Raw genomic sequence first — 20,651 nt, 5'->3', positions numbered from 1 at the left:
GAGAGCGCCTTTATTATCAGCTTATCTATATTGAACAGCAGCATAATTCCAATTACTATGAGCACGAGCCCCGAGAGTTTTTTAAGCATAGGTCCGCGCTTCACGAACCACTGGTATCTGGCTGTAACCTTCTTGCCATAATAGGCTATGGAGAGCATGGGGAGGCTCATGCCCACGGAATAAACAAACAGCATCCCTGCGCCAAAGGGGATATTGCCCACTGAAGCGACGTACGCAAGCACTGCGCCAAGGATTGGTCCAACGCAAGGGATCCAGAGGATACCAAGAGACATGCCCAGGAAAAAGCCTCCTGCAATCCCGCCTTCGGGCATGTTTAAGTTTGAATATCCGCTTATTGAACCAAAATACTGCCTTATGCCCTGTGTTATTGCACTTGATATTTTTATAAATTCCATGTTTATATCATCGTCAAAAAGCACGGCTCCCATGCCTATGATAAACAAAATCGCTATGCTGCGCAGGGAATCCGTGTAAGATGCGAATGTTGCTCCGAAGGCGGAGACCAGCACGCCCATCGCCGTGAAGCTGAGCGCCAGTCCGGAGCAGATGGCAACAGGTCGAAGCCTGTGCCCGGCCGAGCCTGAAAAAACCACAGGTACAAGCGGGAGGCAGCACGGCTTCAGGATCGTGACTATGCCTGCAAGGAATACCAGAAATATCGAGGGTACCGAGGGTTCTACCATTGCTTAGCCTGCCGATGTCTATAGGTCGAAGGTTGTATTAAAAACATTACTTTTACATACGATGTAAAGTACTATATAATTTTGCTTAATCCTGTAGCAAATAGTTACTTCTTTTCTTCCATACAAAATCTGTTTTTGATTTTTGGGCTTACGGAGCTACTGTTTGTATCGCAGCCAAAAAGAAAATTCAAAATGTCATTTATTTCTTGTTTATTGTTGTTTGAACTGGTAGAATTGCCTGAAGATTCGTTGATTGCCGGCACAGTTACATTGATCTCAGACGTTGGCTCAGGGGTTGGCTCATGGGTCGGTTCAGGGGTTGTCTCTTCAGGAGTTGGTTCAGGCAGAATCTCCTCTGGAACTTTTTTAGTCCCTGTTATTATAGGTTCCTGACTTACAGTGCTGATTTGTCCACCTTTATTACCCGGTTCAAAATAATTAGCAGTTGCTGGAGGAAGTCTGATGGGCGGGCTTGCACCGATCCTGATAGAATAGTTGAAACTCACTTTCTTATTGGATTCCAAAAACGCCTCATACATGGTGTTCCCGCTTATAATAATAGCATTTTCTGGCAACACATCTTTTATAAGCACTTCTGTAGGTGTACTACCGGTATTTTCTGCAGCCACCGTCACGGTAACAGTCTCATCGGGATTCATTCCAGAAACATCTGCCTGTTTCGTAAGTACAATCTTGGGGCCGTAAACCTTGATTTGTGGTTGGTTTGACTGTATGCTGTAATTTTCTTTTTCGACTGTGAACTCAGCAACTGCTGATGGTAATTCGACGCCATCGATGTTTGCCTCTTGCGGTTTCATCAGATAATGAATATCCCAATCTCCACCAGCAGGAATGTTGGCGATCCAGTGCAGGGTTGTATTGCCTATCGGTTTAAAACCATCTGGTAGAGAATCTGTAACACTGATGTTGTTAAGGTCATCCTTTATATGATTTTTTAATGAAATCGATACCATCGCATTGTCTCCCAAATATATCTTGCTATCCACACTCTTACTAATAGATAGACTTGTATCTTTTGGCTCGGGTGCTATTGTAACAGTTTTCTGGTACTTTTCTGTATAGAACATATCCGTAACATCGTACCAAGTGACATTTGCCAATATGTCATAATCCTTCTGCTCCAGGACATACGGTGGTCTGAATGTGATAGTCTCTGTTATCGAATCGCCTTTTTTGATGGTATCATAATGATATTTCAGGCTTCCTCTCGTTACCGGAAGTTCTGTGGCTACATTCATGTCAACGTTTATCGCATCAGCCGAGCCTGTATTTTCTAATTCTACGGTTGCTACAATGTCGGTGTCGGATAATGAAATGTAATTATCGTTGTTTGTATCTATTAATACGTTGATGGTGGGAGTTCCCCTCGAATCCAGTTCTATTGTCGCCCATGGGGAATAGCTTTCATAGAGCCATTCTATGGCACTCTGAGAAGGCAGCGCTGTTACTGTGACTTGCAATTCGCTGTCAGGTGTAATATAAGATTCTCCTGACCCGAGTACAACAGTACCGATAAAACTACCGTTTTTCGATACGTTTAATCCAACGAACGGTTGAACCGGTTCCTCAGGCTCTGCTTTGTATTTATCCGATCTAACTGGCATGGGAAAATCTACGGCTTCTACCGAATACCCGTTATATGAAAGTACTTCACCGCGGTGGAGCTTACCTGACACACCCTGTACCCACTGGAGTTGCGAAAGTTCAGACCCTGAAGCAAAGCTAATTAACCCTGACAAAATCAGGAATAATATGACCCATTTAATCGCTTGCATGTTTTTTAGCTTTACAGCGTATATTGTCGTCCTATATTCATTCATTATTTTTGATACGTAAAAAGGATTTGGTACGCATAATACTTAAATCCATCCCACAACCCCTCAACATTGCAAGCAACCAGCCTCACACACTTCCTAAATGGTCGGAGAGATTAATATCATCGTGTATATTTTTAGTAGTTTTCAAAATATCTTCAAAAATTCATGACGCCGAGGGGGGGATTTGAACTCCCGAGGGGCAAAGCCCCACAAGCTTTCCAGGCTTGCGCCTTAGGCCGCTAGACTACCTCGGCACAGGCTTCACAATAGACCAGATAACTCTTATGCTTTTGCCTTCCATCCCCTGGGATACGTGCTTGCTTCCAGAAGCACGCGGTCTGTACTTGCCACAATCCCTGTAGCGGCTTTTAAGATTTCGCTGGATTTCATCTGCGCCCTGCCGAAGGATACAGCTTCGCCTTTTTGCGTATAAACCGCCACAAGGTCTCCTTTTTCTATTCCGCTCTCGACCGAAAGCACGCCTGGTGCAGCAAGAGGGGCGCCGTGGCACACAGCATCCACGGCATTATCACGTATCACTATTCTGGGAAGATGCAAAAGCCCGAATTCCATTGGGTTTATAACCTTTCGCAACAACTCTTCGTTCCTCAATTCCTTCCACGCTATATACGCATCTTGAAGGTCATGAAGCGTGATTAAGGTCTCATCCTCACGGAAAGGGCCTGTTTTTGTGCGCCGCAGCTCCTGCATATGAGCGCCCGTGCCCAGCGCCATGCCAATATCATGGCATAATTTTCGTATATATGTCCCTGCCTCACATCCGGCTTTGAAAAGGACATTATTATCCTCGATCTCGAGAAGTTCCATATAATATATGTTTCTTATCCTGGTTTCCCGCTTCACAGCTGATTTAATGGAAGGCTTCTGGTATATCTCGCCTGTAAACTCGGTGAAAATACTTTTTACCTTCATTTCAGATACTGCTGCGTGAAGTTTCATGAGGCATACGTATTCTTTCCCTGCCGTGAGGAGAACGTCCACAGCTTTTGTAGCATCTCCCAGCATAACAGGAAGGAGCCCTGTCACGTTGGGATCAAGGGTGCCGCTGTGCCCGGCTTTATTTAAATTAAGAATTTTCTTAACCCATGACGTCACTTCATGACTTGTCGGACCCGCGGGTTTATCGAGGTTTATCACACCTTTTTGAATATATTTTTCTATGGGGCGCTCTGACGGTTTTTTACCAAACCTCTCGTCGGTTGTATCCTGGGATTTTATAAGAGTATCTCTTTTTTTTTCAGAAGGTAACCGATTCATAAAAAACCAATAGCTTTTGCCACTATTTCACTTATTTCTTCAGCGCTCCACCTGCTGGAATCTATTACTAAATCATATACCGAGAGGTCATTTGTATCGATATTATAATATTTTAGGTACCGCTCTCTTTCGCACTCTTCCCGGTCTTTAGTCTCTGCTTTTGCTTTCACTACCGGTTTTTCCTCACGGCATGCGATTCGCTCTGCCCTTACTTCAACAGGTGCTTTGAGCCAGACCTTTAGATCGGCATCCACAAGAAAACCTGAAAGCCTTCCCTCAAGAATTATATTCTCCTTTTCATTGGCAATTTTTTTTTGCTCTTCATCGAGCTTCCTGTCAATATCCTCATCGCTTTTTGCCAGCAAACCGAATTCATCAAGCGACATGCATCGGTCTTGTGCCTGCTTTCTGAAGATATCTCCCACTGAGACCAGTTCCATTCCCAGCCGCGAAGACAATAATGTGGAGAGTGTGCTTTTGCCGCTGCCTGGGGGACCGCTGATTGTGATAATCAATTACATACCGCCTATGTTCAATGCCTTTCTGGTCATCTGACTCACCGGGATTGAACACAAAAAGTACCAGAATAACCAGTACTGGAAAGGGCCGAAAAGTTTATCGGTCAATTTTTGTTCTCCCCAGAAGGGAAATACCATGGAGGAATCAGGATGCTGGCTGATTACAAGATAAACCCAGTAAAACAGGGGGATTGATATGATGCTTATATAAAGCATGGGCTTGAACTGCTGCTTCATCATATCCATCTGGTCTCCGAGCATTTCAGCCTGCTGCGCTTGCAGTTTTTTCATTTTCGCAGCATTGTTTGATAACTGCGCCTGCCTCATTTCTTTTTGTATATTCTTCGTCTTCTCCTGAATGCGTTTCATCAACCCCCAGTTCATGGTGTATTTCTGGATGAGCGAGGCATAAAGTCCTGTGATCGCAGCGAGAACCATAATTACTATAGGCAATGGAAGTAAGGTCAATATCGGGTTTAAAAGTGTTCCTACAATTGCGCCTATCGTGTTCCTCAAGCCTGGAACTGCTATGATACCGAACATGAGGAAGATTCCAACCAACAATACGAGTTTATTCAGTGCTTCTTTAATCATAAAGCGACACCTCGCTTTATGAGGTATAGGGTATGCAAAGCATACCCTTCTTTTGATAAAACTTTCTTAAAGTTTTTCATATTCATCCAGTATTTTTTTAATATCCTCAAATATTCCTGAAATGTCCTTCCCCCCATCTAATGTTTGAAGAATTCCTTTTTTCTTGTAATATTCTATCAGAGGCTGCGTTTGCTTTTTATACACTATTAACCTGTTCCTTATAGCTTCAGCTTTATCATCGTCGCGCTGGTATAGTTTTCCTTTGCATAAATCGCAGAGCTCGTCATTTTTTGGAGGGTTAAATACCATGTGATAACTTGCACCGCATGTGCACATCCTTCTCCCGGAGAGGCGTTTTATCAATTCCTCATCGCCGACAGAGATATTCAGGACAGCATCCAGTTTCTTGTCCGATTCCGTAAGAATCATCTGGAGCGCATCAGCCTGTGGTATCGTTCTGGGATAGCCGTCCAGCAGGAAACCCTTTAAGCAATCATTTTTGGATAGCCTGTCTTTTATGATAGTTATCAACAGCTCATCAGGGACAAGTTCGCCTCTTGACATGTATGATCTGGCTTTTGTCCCAAGACTTGTATTATTATTGATATTCTCACGAAGCATATCGCCTGTTGAGATGTGGGGCAGGGAAAAGTATTCCTGTATTTTCTTAGCCTGCGTGCCTTTTCCTGCGCCGGGAGGACCGAGTAAAACAATATTCATTTCAATCGATTCCCGTATAGTAATGTGTATATTAAAGCTTATTCAAAAAATCCGGGAGGATTACTCAAGCAAACTTTTGCCTTTGGTTAAGCCAAATAAGCCCGCAGACAGCGTGATTAATATTATAATTATTAAAGATATATTTGTAGTTGTAAGCCGTGCTATATTTTTCAATATTAAACTGTAGAGAAGATCTGCGAACCAGATTCCTATGATAAATCCCATAAGTCCAAATAAAATGCCATATAATGCGCTTTTCAGTATTTCAGATGGTTTCATGAGCAGGTTAAGGCATTTTTGAGATATTAAATATATCGAATCTGGATATAGTGCTTTTTAAATTTTTGTTTCTACCTAACTTTTTTGTCAAAAGCCGCAAGACATTTATTGATATGAATCTCATACACGCTTGCATCCACGGCTTTGCCAGCCCAGAACTTCAGGAGTTCTCCCTTATTTATTACTGCTGTAAGGGGAAGCTTCTTTTCTTCAGCATCTTCGTGGAAAATTATCTGGTAAAGCGCCCCCTCGGGTCTATCCTCTACGACCTCGAAGAGCTCAATCCTGCCTTCGTATTTTTCTTCGAGCGCGTGGACATTTGGTTCGTTTGCTTCACATATTTTGCATCTGTCCTCGCGCATCCTGTCGCGCCTTATGTTGAGAAAGACAGGGATTTTGAGTTCGTTAATCCTTTCAACGAGCCGTTCCACCGATTCGTATCTTTCATCAACGTATTGCTCGATAAAATCCCTGTACTCAGCCGCAGCCTGTTCGGTAGTAAGCACCTTTTTTTTTGCCAGCACTTCGGTGAATTTCTGCCTGAAAACTGCTTTATGATTTGATAGAAGTTCTGTGAGATTCAAGATTGCTCCAGATAATTTAAACCGCAGATGAACGCAGATACCCTATCTTCATTTTTTGCATTGCTCCTCAATTATTTTTATTTCTTCATTCGTTAACCCATACAGCGCATACACCTTTTTATCAATAGCATCATCTATCTCCTTGATTTCCCGTTCCAGCGCCTCCTTTTTTGCTACCTCGACAAGGAAAGGCGCCATCAGTTCTTCGATGGCGCGCTTGTTCCCCTCCCCATTGGTCACAAGGCGCGGTATTTTGAGTTTCTGAAGTTGTTCGAGTACGTTGCCGCTTCCGAGTTTCCCCGGCGCCGTGCCTTTGAGGCTGTAAAGTATGAATTTGCGCATGCTGTTATCCTGTATGCGGAGGCGCAGGGCGCGCACGTTGGATGAGCTTAATAACTTTCCTTTGGCGCTCGTGTAACTGTAGCCTGCCACGAAAACCAGCCATTCGCCTTCCTCCAGCACATCAAACGCTTCGAACTTTTCTGCTTCGATTGTGCTCACAGGCTTTCCGAAATGGTCTTTCAGCACTTCTTTATCGCCCATAGGCAGCGCCTCCATAAAGCTTCGCAGCGCCACCATGCTGTGCGGGCGCAGGTTGAGGTAGTGATGGAAATCGGCGCGGATTTCTGAGAGCTTTTTGTTGAGGGAGAGCATCCTATCGACAAGAATAATTAGTTCATCATAAACGGATTTTTCAGAATGGTTTGAGAAATCGATTGGATGAATCGGTATGTAATTGACATAGATATTTTTGAATCTGTAATAATCCCCTCGTATTTGAGCAGATAAATAACTAAAATAAAATTTTATCAATTTAGAGTTTAAAACTGCAACGAGATATTTGTCTGCTTTTGGTATTATGAATCCCGTCATTTCAATAAAATATCCTTTTTCATCATATGTAAAATTACAGTCATTCGATATGTCAGGATATACTATCTTGGGTTTTTCATATTCATCGTAATAATCGCATGCTCTTAACCCATACCAATTCCTGTTCGTGTCTTTTATGTCGCTCCTTTCCGATAATTCGTTTTTAAATTGGTTTAAATATTTTAATGTATTTGAATATTTATTAATATCTTTATTTTCAGTAAAAATCAGATATTTACCCTCAAACTGTATATTCCATCTTTTGATGTCACGACCCCTAATTATTGGTTTAAATAATTCTTTTTCAAAAGTATTTTTACCGATAATCGACTGCATTTTCGCTTCATCAACAATAAGCACTTCATTCAATCCAGTTTTTATTCCTGAAAGTGGCTCGCCAGCGTATTCTTTTAAAGGGACACCTTTTTCATAAATCTTTTTTCTCAATTCAGCAATCTCAATAGGTTGGAAACTCCAGCCATCTTCTCCCAAATCCCTTTGCCTTACCGAATAGCTATATTTCTGAAATACTGGCTCTAATTCTTTGAAATCAAGATTTTCGATATTACATGCTTTTAATACATTCTCATTTCTAAATTTTTCATTGCTTTCCCGCTGCATTATGATGATACATGGATAAGCGGTAGCATCTTCAAAAACAGGTAAGTCTCCAAAATCAATGAATTGTAAGATTTTACAATTTTCAAGAATGAATTTTCTCAATTTTTTTCCATAATTAGCGCGCGTAAATTTATTTGAAACTATAAATGAAAATAAACCATGATTTTTTAATTTTTTTATTGACTGCTCAATAAAGTATGCGTATAAATCGGCAACGCTATCAAAAATAGTAAAAGTATTCTCAAAATAATCTTTTTGCTTTTTGATAACTTCTTGCCTGACATATGGCGGATTCCCAATCACCACATCAAACCCCCTCTCCTCTTCAGGCAGCGTCTTATCAAACACATCCGCGAACTCCATCTCCCAATTGAAAGGCTTCTTTGCGCGCCACTCATCGCCAAAATACTTCCTAAGCTCCTCCTCGCTCCCGCTTATTAGCGAATTCCCAACCTTGATAGTATCGCCCAGAATCGGAGGCAGCATCTCATTCGGCTTCAGCGCCTTGAGCATCAGGTTCACCGCAGCAATCTCAGCAGCCTGGGCATCGAGGTCAACGCCGTGAATGTTGTTCATCAGGATGCTTGCTTCATATCCGGAGTATGTGCTCTCGGAGGTTTCAAAAAGCATGCCCTTTCTGACATGCTCGTCTATGCGCTTCTTGATTTCCCGATTCTTCTCCTCGTAGTAGTTCGCAAAACAATCGTATGCTTTAATCAGGAACGAACCTGAACCACAAGCAGGGTCAAGCACTTTAATACGCTCCACTTCTTCCGGTGTTTTACCTTTGAGCAGCGCGCCCAGCGTATTCTTCACAATGTAATCCACAACGTATGGAGGCGTGTAATATATCCCGCTCTCCTTGCGCGTCTCTTGGCTCGGCTTCAGGTCGAAAGTATTGTCACCCTTCAGGTACAGCGTATTGCCAAGATACGTTTCATAGGTATTGCCGAGAATATCAAAATCAAACTTCCTGAACGAATGCGAGGTCATTTCTTCAATAATGCGCGCCAGCACGTCATCGCTTACATTAATTCGGTCATAGAACAACCCTCGCTTAAAAATCTCACCGTTATGTATGTCATTGAACTTATCAAACAGCGCGCCGTCTGCAAAAAGCGCCTCATAAAGCGGGTTGTAGCGCGCTGCAGCTTTCCATAGTTTCAACTTCCCATCAAGGATATTCGGGTCGTCAAGAAGCAGGCGGTCTTCAGCCCATCTGATAATGATTAGCCTGTCCAAAATCCGCTGCACAGCACTTTTCAGCCTCTCAATATCGAAATTTCCTTTCTCATCTTTAAGTACGGAAAAATCAAGCCGATTTCGTAAAATCTCTCTTCTGGATTCTAAGAATTTTGCATATTTCGGGTCATTTTCATGTTTTTTATAATCAGGAAACAGCTTGCTTAAATCCGGTGGTTTGCCTTCGTTCAGGAAGTTATTCAGATATATATCGTTGGCAAGCTCAATGCGCCATTTGTTGAGCATCTCCAGAAATTCCATGTCGATATCTGGTTTTTCCTCACGCGCACCGAGCTTCTCAATTCTCCCCGACTCTACTGCTTCTTTCGTGAGATAAAGAAGGTCGCTGAATCTGTCTTTGTAATCATATACGGATTCAAAATTAAGAATAGTCAACCCTGTCAGAACATTAAAAACCCTGAATTTCTCAAAATTGGTAAGAATAGCCCACTTACAGTTCTTGCTCAGGGCATAGAGTATTGACTGGCGCTCTTCAAGCGTCCAATCCCCTTTTATATCTTTACTGTGCGAGATTCCTCCAAACCTTTTTGCTTCAACAAATATCACGGGTTTGCTATTGAGTTTGAGGGCAACGTCCGCAAAACCCGCACCGCGGATAAAATGCTCCCTGTCGTATTCATCCGGGTTCCCGACATCCCATCCCATTATTCCAAAAAGTCGGTCAACATAATCGGCGCGCACGTTAGCTTCGCTGATAGCTGCCATCTCTTTTTCGCTGTCTTTCTTGGATTTCTTGAGATCTTTGTAACTCGTTACAAGTTTTTCAATATCCAGCTTTATCTTGCTCGCAGTCTCATTGTCCATCAGTAAGCCCGATTCCTTAACACCGCATCGTTTGATACTGCATATCCTGTGTCATTAAAAATGTAACGGTACGGATGATTTCCACTGGTTTTTTTAATGGAGCACATCAGGCATCGTTCAGCTATTCTTTCTCTGTCGGATAACCTCTCGCTCTCCATGCCACAGTGCCTCCGATGAGGTTATACACCCTCTCAAAACCATGGCGCTTCAGAATGCTCGCACCGAGCCCTGCCCTGTTTCCTGAACCGCACACCGCGACCACAGCACGGTCAGATGGAACCTCGCTCATCCGTGCCTCAAGCTCTCCGACATAGATGTTCACCGCGCCGGGGATGTGCCCTTCTGCATACTCTTCCCGCTCTCGCACATCCAGCACGAACATATCTTCCTCTTTCGATTTCTCATGAAACCCGCCTGCCGTCAATACGCCGCTTTTCTCAAGCGGCATCCCGCGGCTGTACCAGCCCAAAATGCCTTCACAGAGGTAGCCCCTGACCCTGTCAAAGCCTATCCTGGCAAGATACACCCCCGCAAGTTCTACATCCTCCTGTCTCTCGGTCACGAGCAGAACATCCTTCCCATAATCAAGAACCCAGCCCGGGAATGTGGCCATCCCGTAGAGCCAGATATTGTACGAACCTCTTAAATGCCCGCCCGCGAAAGCAAGAGGAAAGCGGGTATCCACGACCGCACATTCATGCATCGCCTCCTCAAACTCCAAAGCATCCATCGGCTTTGTTTTCCGCGGCGGGAGCAGCTTCGGGCCTTTTTGGTTCTGCTCTGCCATCATCGTGAAATAGGGGGGAAGAGGGATAGTTTCGCTCTGTTTTATTTCCATGAACTCCTCGCGCCCTATCCCGAGCAGGGGATTGGAAGCCCGCTCGTACCCGATTGTGCTTGCAGGGATATCCAACATGCTTCCGCCGCATGCCGAGCCCGATCCATGTGCCGGATATACAATGACCCCATCTCCCATGGTGAGGAGCTTCCCGTGCAGGGAGTCAAACAGAAGCGAGGCACACTCAGCCGCCTTCTCCTTTCCCAGAAGATCGGTCCGCCCGACATTGCCATAAAAAAGCGCGTCTCCCGTAAACACAGCCCAGGCTTCACCCTGAGACGGAAAAAAAACAAAACTCAGGCTTTCTGGCGAATGTCCTGGCGTTTCAAGAATCTTCAACTTCATGCCGCCGATATCGAACATATCTCCGTCGGCAGCAGGCTCACCAAAGCCAAAATCAAGCTTGTTGCTGTGAATTATGCGGCACCCTGTTTCTTTCTCAAGTTCCAGAGAGCCGATAAGATAATCTTCATTGCAGTGCGTCTCAAAAACAAATTTTATTTTGCAGCAATTATTTTCGGCGATTTTGATGTATGCATCTTTATCCCTCCTGGGGTCGATGACGAATGCCTCGCCGTTATCCCCTGCGATATAGGAATAATGGGAAAGTCCATCAGAAATTACTCTCTCAACAAACATTCCACTCACCTCAGTGAATATAATCTTCGCTGCTATTTAATTTTACCGACTAATTCCGGGGAAACAGGAAAAGTGTCTGACAGTAAAAAATGATGCAATAAAAAAAGTTGAAAGTAGGCAGATGCCTACTTCTTGGGAGCTTCCTTGGGTGCCTCTTTCGGGGCAGCCTTTGGAGCTTCTTTCGGCGGCTCAGGCGGCTTTGGTGGTATGGTCTGCGTCCTGAAGAGGTCGCTGATCATCTCTTTTGGCGCACCGGGGGCCGGGGACTTGATGTCTGTGCTCAGACCCATCAGATTGGCACTGAGAACCACGAGGTCGTCCATGTACATATCGAGCTTGAGTTCATCCCTGCCGTCAATAAGGTTGCGCCTGCAGAACGGGCACGTGCTGATCAAGACTTCCGCACCTGTTGCCTTGGCATCGTTCATGCGGTCTTTCGCAACCGCAAGTGCGAGGTCAGGAATACCTGCCTTCACGCCTCCACCAGCGCCGCAGCATCTCTGCTCATTGCGGTTCCTCTCCATCTCCACAAGCTTGATGCCGGGCATGCTCTTTAAGACTTTCCTGGGCTCCTCAAACACGCCAACGTGTCTTCCAAGGTGGCAGGGGTCGTGATAGGTGACGGTTTTATTAAAACTCTTTTCCCATTTTATCTTTCCAGCATCAAGCTGCTCTGCAAGGAACTGGGACATGTGGACTGCTTCAAAAGGCAGTGGTTTTCCATATGCACGCGGCCAGTCGATCTTTGCTGCCCTGAAACATCCTGCACAGGCAAATATTACTCTTTTTGCACCGCGTGCCCGAAGCGCCTCGACATTATGCAGTGCAGCCTGTTTTGGCACGTCATTGAGATGCTGCTGTCCTGTCCTTATGAGCGCAGAGGCGCAGCACCATTCATCCTCTCCAAGAACCATGAAAGGAACGTTGAGTTTGTTCAGAATCCTTGCTGTGTTGACGCAGAGCACCTGCTGGTTGTATCCTGCAGTGCAGCCGATGAAGTAGGCGATATCCGACTTTTCGGCAATCTTGATATCTGGGGTCATCCAGGCAAGGCGGTCCTTTTGCTGCTTGAGATAAGGGTTATGCTGTTCTCCTATTAGCTTCGGGAACAGGCTCTGTTTGCCGTATGGACCCGTTCCATGCTTTACGAGGTTTGCACGGGTGGCTTCCCAGAGTTCTATCGTATCTATGCCGGCGCAGCATACAGTGCCGCACATGCCGCAGGTGGTACAATTGTACAGGTCATCCGTGAATTTCTTGATATCCTCAGGCGGAATTGCAGCAGGACCAAATAGCTTTGCTTTCCAGCCATAGCTCTTGGTTACGAATTCCCTCCAGCGGACGATTTTATCCCTAGGCTCGATAGCCTGGTCTTTATTTCTCGCGGCATACGTCGGGCAGTACTTGACGCATTCGCCGCATCGTGTGCACGCATCGTACTCCATCAATTGCGTGGGCGTTAAATTTTGAAGCGAAATTGCAGGTTTATTTTTTGCCATGTTTATCTCCTATGTTTACATATTATAAATATTGTTCGTTAGGGGGCTAACGATTTACGCGTTGACCTCCGCATAGCCGCCCTTATTCATCATTATCACAAGCGGTGTCACGAACATGTGGAAGAGCTTGCCGAAGGGTAGATAAGCAACACAGAACAGCAAGGTGAAGACCTCATGGAAAACCACAGTGGCGTTGTTGAAAAAGGCAGGAGATGTTGCCGCATATTGACTCACTAACATGCGACCGGTTACGCTATAAACATCCAGTCTGAGGTAATATGCCAGAAAGCCAGTAATTATAACGATGCTCAATCCTCCAATAGATATCCAGTCAACGCTTGTCCATCTTGCGGGCGGAACATCCGCGAACGCAAGTCTTCTCACTGCCGCTATTATAATTCCAATGGTCAACATGGAAGCCAATATAAGATTCGGAACCTTGAGGACGGCAAATGTATTGATAAAAAATTGCGGATTTCCGGCAGGTTCATTTAAGATGAACGGTCCATAGAATTCTGCTGCTGCTGCGACTACGGTTAATATAAATAACCCGAAAAATCCCCAGAAAATGAGTATATGCATCACCCATTCGCTCTTTCTCCGCCGCCATGTCCTGCGCTGGAATAAACCGTCCAGGATTATTATTCCGAGGGCTGCTCCTATGCCCTTCTCAAATATCCGGTGAACGATTAATTTAAGTGTGCCCCATGCGCCAAGGGGCTGAGTGGCTCCTTCGGGGATGCCGCGTCCCCATTTCGATAGTTGCAGGTACAGTCCTACAAAGAATATGATTATAGAGATAACGGCTACAGTAACCATTATCCTGTAATCTATGAAAAGTGTGTCGAAAACTTCTTTATTACCAATCGGTAGACCTTCTGTCATTTTTTCCTCCTATTTCTGCCATGATGGCTTTCATCCCCCTAAGAATCACTTTTATATTAAGCTTTCGTTATTTCGTTATGAGGCACTGGAGAAAATGACAGACAATAACAGGATAATCCTCCATGTTGACATGGACAGCTTCTTTGCATCTGTGGAGGTGAGGGAGAAACCCGAACTTACCGGCAAGCCTGTAGTCGTGGGGGCAGACCCGAAAGGAGGAAAGGGGAGGGGTGTGGTGAGCACATGCTCCTATGAAGCCAGGAAATACGGAATAAAGTCAGGGATGCCAATTTCACGTGCTTATAAGCTCTGTCCGACAGCCGTATACCTTCCTGTGAATTTCCCTCTCTATGTCGGTGCATCAGGAGAAGTGATGAAAATACTGCGCAGCTGCGCCGGGAAGTTCCAGCAGGTGAGCATAGACGAGGCTTATCTTGATGTGAGCAATATCAGAAGCTTTGAGGCTGCAAAGGAGCTTGCCCTGAAGATTAAAAAAGAGATAATGGAGAAGGAAAAGCTGACCTGCTCCGCAGGGGTGGGACCCAACAAGATCGTGGCAAAGATAGCCTCGGATTACAAAAAACCTGACGGCTTGACTATTGTTGAGCCCTCACGGGTTGCGGAATTCTTCTCACACCTTCCTGTCCGGAAAATACTGGGCATAGGGAAAAAGACAGAGGCTGAATTGAAGACCATGGGCATTGAAACTATCGGGCAGCTTGCTGAATACGACATCCAGAAATTGTTGTCTCGCTTTGGAAAATGGGGTATATATATGCATGAACTTGCACTGGGTATAGATGAGAGCGAGGTAAGGGAAGAAGAATGCTGCAAGTCCATAAGCAGGGAGACAACATTTGAGGAGGATACGGATAATGCTGAAATCCTGAACCAGACCATGGAGGCGCTGGCAGAGGATGTCCACAAGGCGCTTCTTGACGAAGGCTTCCTTTTCAAGACGCTGACGATAAAAGTGAGATACAAACGATTCATAACTCGCACAAAGGCGCATACTTTTGTGCACTTCACAGACGACCTCGGTACAATAAAGGATACTTCGAAGGCACTTCTGATGGAATTTATTGATGATAAGATGGTCAGGCTTATAGGAATCAGGCTCTTCAAACTTGAAAAACGAAGGACAAGGCAGAGATTGATAAAAGAATTTGCATAACAATTAAAAAAAATAATAGCTGAAGGTCAGCCGCATTTATTGCCGACCAACAGCCAAAGTACAGATTAGTCTGGAAGCGATTTCATATACTCAACTATATCACTCTTTTCCTGCGGGGTCAGGTTCAGCTTAAAGGTGGTGTTATAGTGATTTACAACATCCATCAGAGTAGCAAAGCGACCATCGTGGAAGAAGCCGCCCTTCTGGTGAGTCCAGATTCCCGCAAGAGGTGATGTTCTGTACATGCGGTCAGGCGCACGGTTTGACTGGAAATCATCAATCCCCATCTCGCTGGCGTTATGCATGTTCCAGCCTGGCTCTGTCCTGAGAGGGTCGATGTGGCACCTGCCGCATGCAGCCTTACCGCCGAAGAGGTCGTCCCCGCGTTTGGCTGCCTCCTTATCGAAACTGCCCTCGGGCGGCTTGGGCGCAGGGATGGAAAGCTGATAGAACTGAAGCGCAGGGAGCTTTGAGGTGATCATGTCATCGTCAGGGCTGGTAGTTACATGACCAAACTTGTTGGCTGCTGCTATCGGGAACTGGGATGCATTATCCAACCTGGGATCAAAGAAATTCCCTTTGCCGTGCATCTCCAGATTGGCGACGAAGGCATTCCAGTACGTAACAGAACCCCATCCTGTCCATGTATGAAGGTTCACACCTGCAAGACCGAAAGCTGGAGGAATGAGCGTGGCTGCGGATTTACCATCCGGGCGGAAGGCTTTACCATCCAGGAAGAGCTCGGCATCGAATTTACCAGGGCCCCAGCTGTTGAGCACCGCTCTCACTGTTGGTTCTGGAACGTTCAGGAGTTTTGCCACTGGGGTAAGGTCAGGGGATAGATTTACGATTGCCCCGACGTTAAGATCGCGGTTTGCCCAGCCGTCAAGACGATGACCGATACCGGCAGAGAGTGAATCGTCCACTGTCGAATGGCAGAAAGCACAAGTAATTCCAACCGACTGCAGCTTTCCAGCATTGTCGAATGTACCTTTAACACCTACAACCGCGTTGAGTTTCAGAAGAGCCAGCGTAGTTGCCGGGTCATCCAGATTGACCTTTCCTGCCTTGAGATTCTCGACCAGGTCTTTGGGAAGAGCATCCGCATCAACTTTTAAACCCACAGCCAGGGCAGTCTTCGGGCTCACACCAGGTCCCACGCCTCCGTTAGCTGCGCCTGCAATTGCCTGGTGAACCTTGAGCGAATCACCCCAGAAAGCCTCATCGCCGAACGTGTCGAAGCGGAAGGTTTGCCTGCCCTGCTCCATCATTGTCTGGGCGTTCTGGTCGATCATGCGGTCGTTTTCATTGGATACTGGGGCTGTGGTTGTTTCTGTAACCGTTGGGGCGGCAGGTGTGGATTGCTGTGGGCCCACGCAGCCAGCCGCTATTAAAACACCTACAACCACAAGCAACAGTACTAAACCGTACTTAATATTATTTTTCATGGTATTTCCTCCTGTTATCTTAAATATGCAGAAATAATCCTCCCCGCGGATTACTTTCAATATTAATTATCAGTATTAATACTTAAATTTAACTTCCGAGAAATTTTTTTTTCTGGATTTATGTTGTCGTGACCTAAAAAAGCGTTTTAAAGGCAACTCCCAGTAATTTTATAAGCTGCATCTTATCCCCGCTTTTTATAAGTTTTTGCAATAGTATCGAGGGATGATCCATGTCCCCGTATTCCGTGATAACCTCTCTTATCGCAGGTTTGTTGAGGAAGGCAACGAATTCGTTCAGGTTTTCATCGCTCAATTTCCCGAGGCTCTTATGAATCCTCATCCCGATGGCAAGTTCCCTTCCCACGGCGCCCCGCCATCTTTTTTCATACTCCTCAAGCTTTGCCTCTTCTCTCGATGCTCTGGCTGCAACTTCACCCGCTATTTTGGCGCAAACAGCGCCCATGTAAATACCTCCTCCCGACGTAGGTTTTACCTGTCCTGCCGCATCCCCGACAAGCATCACGCCACTGGTTGCGGTTTTCACAGGAGGACCAAGAGGTATTCCTCCGAGCACGAATTCTGTGCGCGAACCCCTGTATCGTGAGGCAACAACAGGATGTTGTAGCAGTTTTTCAAGGAAGACCTGCACAGGAATGCCAGGGTTCTTTGCAAGACCGATACGTGCCAAACCTTGAAACGGCACTGCCCATGCAAAAAATCCTGGCGCAATGTCGTTTCCCGTGAATATCTCCACAAATTCAGGGTCTTTTGCAGCATAAGGGGCTTCAAACTGGATGGCGGATAAGAATTTTTCGCATCTCGGAAGTCCTGCAGCCCTGCCCACGCTGCTCTGGATTCCGTCGGCTCCGATAACAACGCCTGCCTGAATCTCTTTTTGCTCCCCGTTTGAGATTACCGATATTTTCCCCTTCTCCATGCCGATAAACCGCGTCTTTAGAAGCAGGTCAACCCCGGCATCCAGCGAGCGTTCAACAAGCGCCCTGTCAAAAATTTTCCTGTCTATAACATACGCTTTTACATCCTTTCCTTCCACTCTTAACTCTTGGCAGTTCGGGGCGTACACAAAGGCCCCTTTCATCCTAGCTAAAACAAAATTCCCCTCTCCTGTTTCGCATTCCTTGAGGGCGGCGGTGCTTATGAGACCTGTGCACTGGACAGGTGAGCCGATGCTGGCATGTTCTTCAATCAATAAGGTGCTGGCGCCATTCCGGGCAGCATATTTCGCAGCTATTGCGCCAGCCGGTCCTGCACCAACGACAACGACATTGTATTTCATGTTTTTCCTCTTAATTGCTTACTTTGGCGTTCTGTAACCAGTGGAATCAAAAAATCCCATCGCAGAGAACGCAAAGTTCGCAAAGAAAGTATCTGCAACAAGGGTATGTACAATTTGTATCCACCCTTTAGCCAGCAGTTCATCACTTTGTTTCAATATCATTTCTTTTTTGTTCAGAAAGAGCTTTTTTTATGTCCGGTTTTAACTGGGGTATAATCTCCTTTATTACAATCCAGACTCTTTCAAGGCTCACACCAAAATAAGCATGAATAACTTTATCCCGCATCCCTGCGATTTCTTTCCATGGAACCTCAGGATATTTTTCTCTAATTTCTTCAGGGATATGCTTTGCTGCTTCTCCAATTATCTCAATGCACCTTATTACAGCAAAGTTCGTTCTTTCATCCTTGACAAAATCCTCATAATCCTTCCCTTCCACGAACTTTTCCGCCCGTTCCATGTTTTCGAGGATATCCTTGAGATATATGGAAATATCACGATTCACAGATATACCGCCTCTTTAAGAATTCTTTCTTTTAGCTCAGGTCTTACGTCCTTCTTGGGCACGAGGTCAACTTTTACGCCCAGAAGCTCGGACAAATAAATCTCCACTTTTACAAGCCAGAGAAGACTTACTGGCTCATCAAATTCAACCAGGACATCAAGATCGCTTTTCTCTTTCTGCTCTCCCCGGACATAAGAGCCGAAAATACCTATCTCTTTCACCCTGTAAGTCTTTCTTAGCCTATCCTTCTGACCTCTCAGGATTGATTTTATCTCTTCAATGCTTTTCATATTTTCGCACTTTATCTCAATACGTTATTAATTCAATATTATCTTATCCTTTGAATTTTGCGCCACTTTGCGGTTAATTCAAAAGCTCTTTTATCTTCAGAAGCACGAGAACCGCATCCTGCCGCTTCACATCAACTTCATGTTTCCTGAAAAACCCAAGCAGCTTTTCCTTCTCCGAATCTGTGATTATCCCCTCTTTTACAGATTCAGCTGCAATATTCTGGTAATTCCTGTCCGGGTAGAACAATTTTTTGGCTGCAGCCACGACCGCTTCCGTCTGCTCTTTGGTCAGAATCCCGGCATCCGCCAAAGCCTTAGCGGTCATCCTTATATTCACAAGAGGTATTGACAGCGGTTCCATGGTTTCTGCATCAAACGTCACCGCAACCTCATCATCGGACTCAAGGCTCCCATTTTTGTACATCGCATATATTTCTCCCACGCCAATCATGCCGTATGAGTCAAGCTCAGAAGCGCGAAGTGCGCCCATGCTTCCCCCTCCAACCACTGTAATGCCGTACTTTAGCGCTTCGATTATCTCGCGATGAGCAACGGCGGCGCTGTCAAAAAAAACACCGTCTATAATCCCTATTATTTCAGGCGGCGATGTCATAAGTCTCCTGATATCGTGGCGCTTCACAGGAGGGCGGTACTCGGCATCCAGTATCTTTTTCGCGTCGCTGTGACTTATGCTCGTACCTGTGTACACGACGGACTTCATCGCGCCACTCTCTTCTTCTTTTTCTTGATGCGCTCCCCCTTTCTCTCGCGGTCAAGGGTATAGAGTTCAAACATAGGGATTATCGCCCTGATGACAGGAACTTCAACGCCTCTTGAAAGATCGACAATTATTGCGCCGTCGGCTATCCCTTCAAGGCACTCAAGCACAGTTTTTATATTGGCAGCAGGCGTGCTGCTTGAGCTTTCCTTCAACTCGCCCATTCGCACGTTCTCTAATTCTTGGTACCAGTAACTGTTCAATTTTTTCATGTGGTCGTATCCGAATGTCCGCACCACCTGCTCCCTATCCGTATCCTCGCGCGCCCCGTGTATCTGGACAACGCGACTCTGCGCAGCCTCTGTAAGTGCCCTCGTTACCGCTATCTCGGGGGAGAGGTGCGCCCCTGCGCCCATCACAAGCAGCGCAGGGTCTTTCAGCACGGTATCGTCAAGTGCGGCTACTACTGTGGGAATATCAATATCAGAATCCAGCAGCCAGAGTTTGACCATTATGCCGGTTTCTTCCATCCGCCTTTTTAATTCGTAATTCAATCCATCACTTTCTGAAAGAAGGATTTCCCTGCCGGGATTTCTTGAGAACTCCGCAATGCTGAGGGCATCCCTCTCTATTACTTCGAGCAAGCCGTGGAGTACTGCCTCCTCGATGGTATTCCCGGAGGCAAGACCGTTGGTATTGCTGCGAAATAGCTGGCTTTTGCTTTTGGAATTATATGGATGAAAAACCGCATTGTCAGGAACGAATACCTCGATATCATTCATTAAATCATGTCCCTTAACCCATTCAAGGCTCGTGGATTCAGCCAAAGGCTGCGGCAGGAGAAGGGCATCAGGATATAAAGTGGGAGCGCTCTCGCTGAGCGATTCATAGGTATCTGTGACCCGCTCTGCGCCAAGCGGAATACCGCTCAGGTTGATGCTGACCTCGGGCTGCTCTGCAAGGCAGCGCTCAAAGCTTTCCATGATAGCTGAAATCCTTGCATTGGTCTCTGTTGCACCTTTTCCTGAGTATATGGAAATTGCGCCAGCCGCTGCGCTCGGTCTTATGGCTGAGAATACGGGAATGCCGATGCGGTCAAGGTCTGTGATATTGGCAATCCTTGTCACTCCTATTTTAGGAAGAAGCTTTGTTGTGTTGGCAAGCGTGGTCTCAGGGTCAAATACGCGCTGCGTGCCTTCAAGATATCTGATATTCGGGTCGATTGCAATTTTACTCATTTTTTTGCAGTTCTTATTGGATAAGGGTTATATATCTTGCTGTG

General features: G+C 45.6%; 19 protein-coding genes and 1 tRNA gene. 1 reads left to right on the top strand and 19 read right to left on the bottom strand.

The features are described 5' to 3' along the window. The 13 genes from O8C68_09640 to O8C68_09580 form a co-directional block, all read right to left on the bottom strand. Positions 1–704, bottom strand: a 704-nt coding sequence (locus O8C68_09640) for a cytochrome c biogenesis CcdA family protein (GenBank protein MCZ7396062.1), incomplete at its 3' end; no start/stop codon positions are given. A 104-nt stretch (positions 705–808) separates the two neighbouring features. Next, positions 809–2,545 carry a hypothetical protein gene (locus tag O8C68_09635; GenBank protein MCZ7396061.1) on the bottom strand — a complete coding sequence of 579 codons (1,737 nt, stop codon included), beginning with the start codon at positions 2,543–2,545 and terminating at the stop codon, positions 809–811. A 166-nt stretch (positions 2,546–2,711) separates the two neighbouring features. Continuing rightward, positions 2,712–2,796 (bottom strand) — tRNA-Ser (locus tag O8C68_09630). 28 nt (positions 2,797–2,824) lie between these two features. Further along, the gene (locus O8C68_09625; protein ID MCZ7396060.1) at positions 2,825–3,820 is read right to left on the bottom strand and encodes an RNA-guided pseudouridylation complex pseudouridine synthase subunit Cbf5; all 996 of its coding nucleotides are present in this window, start codon (positions 3,818–3,820) and stop codon (positions 2,825–2,827) included. After that, entirely contained in the window at positions 3,817–4,335 is a 519-nt protein-coding gene (locus tag O8C68_09620) for an AAA family ATPase (GenBank protein MCZ7396059.1), read from the bottom strand. The genes O8C68_09625 and O8C68_09620 overlap by 4 nt, the downstream gene beginning before the upstream one ends. Beyond that, positions 4,336–4,932 carry a DUF106 domain-containing protein gene (locus O8C68_09615; protein ID MCZ7396058.1) on the bottom strand — a complete coding sequence of 199 codons (597 nt, stop codon included), beginning with the start codon at positions 4,930–4,932 and terminating at the stop codon, positions 4,336–4,338. A gap of 66 nt (positions 4,933–4,998) precedes the next feature. Then, positions 4,999–5,652 carry an adenylate kinase gene (locus O8C68_09610; protein MCZ7396057.1) on the bottom strand — a complete coding sequence of 218 codons (654 nt, stop codon included), beginning with the start codon at positions 5,650–5,652 and terminating at the stop codon, positions 4,999–5,001. Positions 5,653–5,712: 60 nt separating this feature from the next. Beyond that, entirely contained in the window at positions 5,713–5,931 is a 219-nt protein-coding gene (locus O8C68_09605) for a hypothetical protein (protein MCZ7396056.1), read from the bottom strand. 71 nt (positions 5,932–6,002) lie between these two features. After that, a complete protein-coding gene (locus O8C68_09600) occupies positions 6,003–6,515 on the bottom strand; it encodes a hypothetical protein (GenBank protein ID MCZ7396055.1) in 513 nt (170 codons plus the stop codon). Between the two features lie 48 nt (positions 6,516–6,563). Continuing rightward, positions 6,564–10,076 (bottom strand): N-6 DNA methylase, encoded by a 3,513-nt coding sequence (locus O8C68_09595; protein ID MCZ7396054.1) that lies wholly within the window; start codon positions 10,074–10,076, stop codon positions 6,564–6,566. Between the two features lie 121 nt (positions 10,077–10,197). Beyond that, entirely contained in the window at positions 10,198–11,553 is a 1,356-nt protein-coding gene (locus O8C68_09590) for a rhodanese-like domain-containing protein (protein MCZ7396053.1), read from the bottom strand. Between the two features lie 125 nt (positions 11,554–11,678). Further along, positions 11,679–13,052 (bottom strand): (Fe-S)-binding protein, encoded by a 1,374-nt coding sequence (locus tag O8C68_09585; protein ID MCZ7396052.1) that lies wholly within the window; start codon positions 13,050–13,052, stop codon positions 11,679–11,681. Positions 13,053–13,106: 54 nt separating this feature from the next. Further along, positions 13,107–13,937, bottom strand: a complete 831-nt coding sequence (locus O8C68_09580) for a hypothetical protein (GenBank protein ID MCZ7396051.1) — start codon at positions 13,935–13,937, stop codon at positions 13,107–13,109. Positions 13,938–14,031: 94 nt separating this feature from the next. Here O8C68_09580 and dinB point away from each other — a divergent pair, with 94 nt between their 5' ends. After that, positions 14,032–15,111, top strand: coding sequence for a DNA polymerase IV (gene dinB / locus O8C68_09575; GenBank protein MCZ7396050.1), 1,080 nt, complete (start codon positions 14,032–14,034; stop codon positions 15,109–15,111). A gap of 65 nt (positions 15,112–15,176) precedes the next feature. Here dinB and O8C68_09570 read toward each other — a convergent pair whose 3' ends face one another. The 6 genes from O8C68_09570 to O8C68_09545 form a co-directional block, all read right to left on the bottom strand. Next, on the bottom strand, positions 15,177–16,559 hold the full coding sequence (locus tag O8C68_09570) for a hypothetical protein (GenBank protein ID MCZ7396049.1): 1,383 nt from the start codon (positions 16,557–16,559) through the stop codon (positions 15,177–15,179). 133 nt (positions 16,560–16,692) lie between these two features. Further along, a complete protein-coding gene (locus O8C68_09565; GenBank protein MCZ7396048.1) occupies positions 16,693–17,856 on the bottom strand; it encodes an NAD(P)/FAD-dependent oxidoreductase in 1,164 nt (387 codons plus the stop codon). A 142-nt stretch (positions 17,857–17,998) separates the two neighbouring features. Then, a complete protein-coding gene (locus O8C68_09560) occupies positions 17,999–18,361 on the bottom strand; it encodes a DUF86 domain-containing protein (protein ID MCZ7396047.1) in 363 nt (120 codons plus the stop codon). Beyond that, positions 18,358–18,651: a nucleotidyltransferase family protein gene (locus tag O8C68_09555; protein ID MCZ7396046.1), complete on the bottom strand. Its 294-nt coding sequence runs from the start codon at positions 18,649–18,651 to the stop codon at positions 18,358–18,360. The genes O8C68_09560 and O8C68_09555 overlap by 4 nt, the downstream gene beginning before the upstream one ends. A gap of 73 nt (positions 18,652–18,724) precedes the next feature. Beyond that, on the bottom strand, positions 18,725–19,372 hold the full coding sequence (locus tag O8C68_09550; GenBank protein ID MCZ7396045.1) for a TfuA-related McrA-glycine thioamidation protein: 648 nt from the start codon (positions 19,370–19,372) through the stop codon (positions 18,725–18,727). Continuing rightward, positions 19,369–20,607 (bottom strand): YcaO-related McrA-glycine thioamidation protein, encoded by a 1,239-nt coding sequence (locus tag O8C68_09545; GenBank protein MCZ7396044.1) that lies wholly within the window; start codon positions 20,605–20,607, stop codon positions 19,369–19,371. The genes O8C68_09550 and O8C68_09545 overlap by 4 nt, the downstream gene beginning before the upstream one ends. Positions 20,608–20,651: the final 44 nt, after the last annotated feature.

The sequence above is a fragment of the Candidatus Methanoperedens sp. genome, assembly GCA_027460525.1.
GTDB lineage: Archaea > Halobacteriota > Methanosarcinia > Methanosarcinales > Methanoperedenaceae > Methanoperedens.
This window is presented reverse-complemented; position numbering and strand designations above follow the sequence as displayed.

What these genes read in the sequence shown, in the direction of transcription:
- O8C68_09635 (MCZ7396061.1), bottom strand. Translation starts at nt 2,545, where the DNA reads ATGAATGAATATAGGACGACAATATACGCTGTAAAGCTAAAAAACATG.
- O8C68_09625 (MCZ7396060.1), bottom strand. Translation starts at nt 3,820, where the DNA reads ATGAATCGGTTACCTTCTGAAAAAAAAAGAGATACTCTTATAAAATCC.
- O8C68_09615 (MCZ7396058.1), bottom strand. Translation starts at nt 4,932, where the DNA reads ATGATTAAAGAAGCACTGAATAAACTCGTATTGTTGGTTGGAATCTTC.
- O8C68_09610 (MCZ7396057.1), bottom strand. Translation starts at nt 5,652, where the DNA reads ATGAATATTGTTTTACTCGGTCCTCCCGGCGCAGGAAAAGGCACGCAG.
- O8C68_09605 (MCZ7396056.1), bottom strand. Translation starts at nt 5,931, where the DNA reads ATGAAACCATCTGAAATACTGAAAAGCGCATTATATGGCATTTTATTT.
- O8C68_09595 (MCZ7396054.1), bottom strand. Translation starts at nt 10,076, where the DNA reads ATGGACAATGAGACTGCGAGCAAGATAAAGCTGGATATTGAAAAACTT.
- O8C68_09590 (MCZ7396053.1), bottom strand. Translation starts at nt 11,553, where the DNA reads ATGTTTGTTGAGAGAGTAATTTCTGATGGACTTTCCCATTATTCCTAT.
- O8C68_09585 (MCZ7396052.1), bottom strand. Translation starts at nt 13,052, where the DNA reads ATGGCAAAAAATAAACCTGCAATTTCGCTTCAAAATTTAACGCCCACG.
- O8C68_09580 (MCZ7396051.1), bottom strand. Translation starts at nt 13,937, where the DNA reads ATGACAGAAGGTCTACCGATTGGTAATAAAGAAGTTTTCGACACACTT.
- dinB (MCZ7396050.1), top strand. Translation starts at nt 14,032, where the DNA reads ATGACAGACAATAACAGGATAATCCTCCATGTTGACATGGACAGCTTC.
- O8C68_09570 (MCZ7396049.1), bottom strand. Translation starts at nt 16,559, where the DNA reads ATGAAAAATAATATTAAGTACGGTTTAGTACTGTTGCTTGTGGTTGTA.
- O8C68_09565 (MCZ7396048.1), bottom strand. Translation starts at nt 17,856, where the DNA reads ATGAAATACAATGTCGTTGTCGTTGGTGCAGGACCGGCTGGCGCAATA.
- O8C68_09555 (MCZ7396046.1), bottom strand. Translation starts at nt 18,651, where the DNA reads ATGAAAAGCATTGAAGAGATAAAATCAATCCTGAGAGGTCAGAAGGAT.
- O8C68_09550 (MCZ7396045.1), bottom strand. Translation starts at nt 19,372, where the DNA reads ATGAAGTCCGTCGTGTACACAGGTACGAGCATAAGTCACAGCGACGCG.
- O8C68_09545 (MCZ7396044.1), bottom strand. Translation starts at nt 20,607, where the DNA reads ATGAGTAAAATTGCAATCGACCCGAATATCAGATATCTTGAAGGCACG.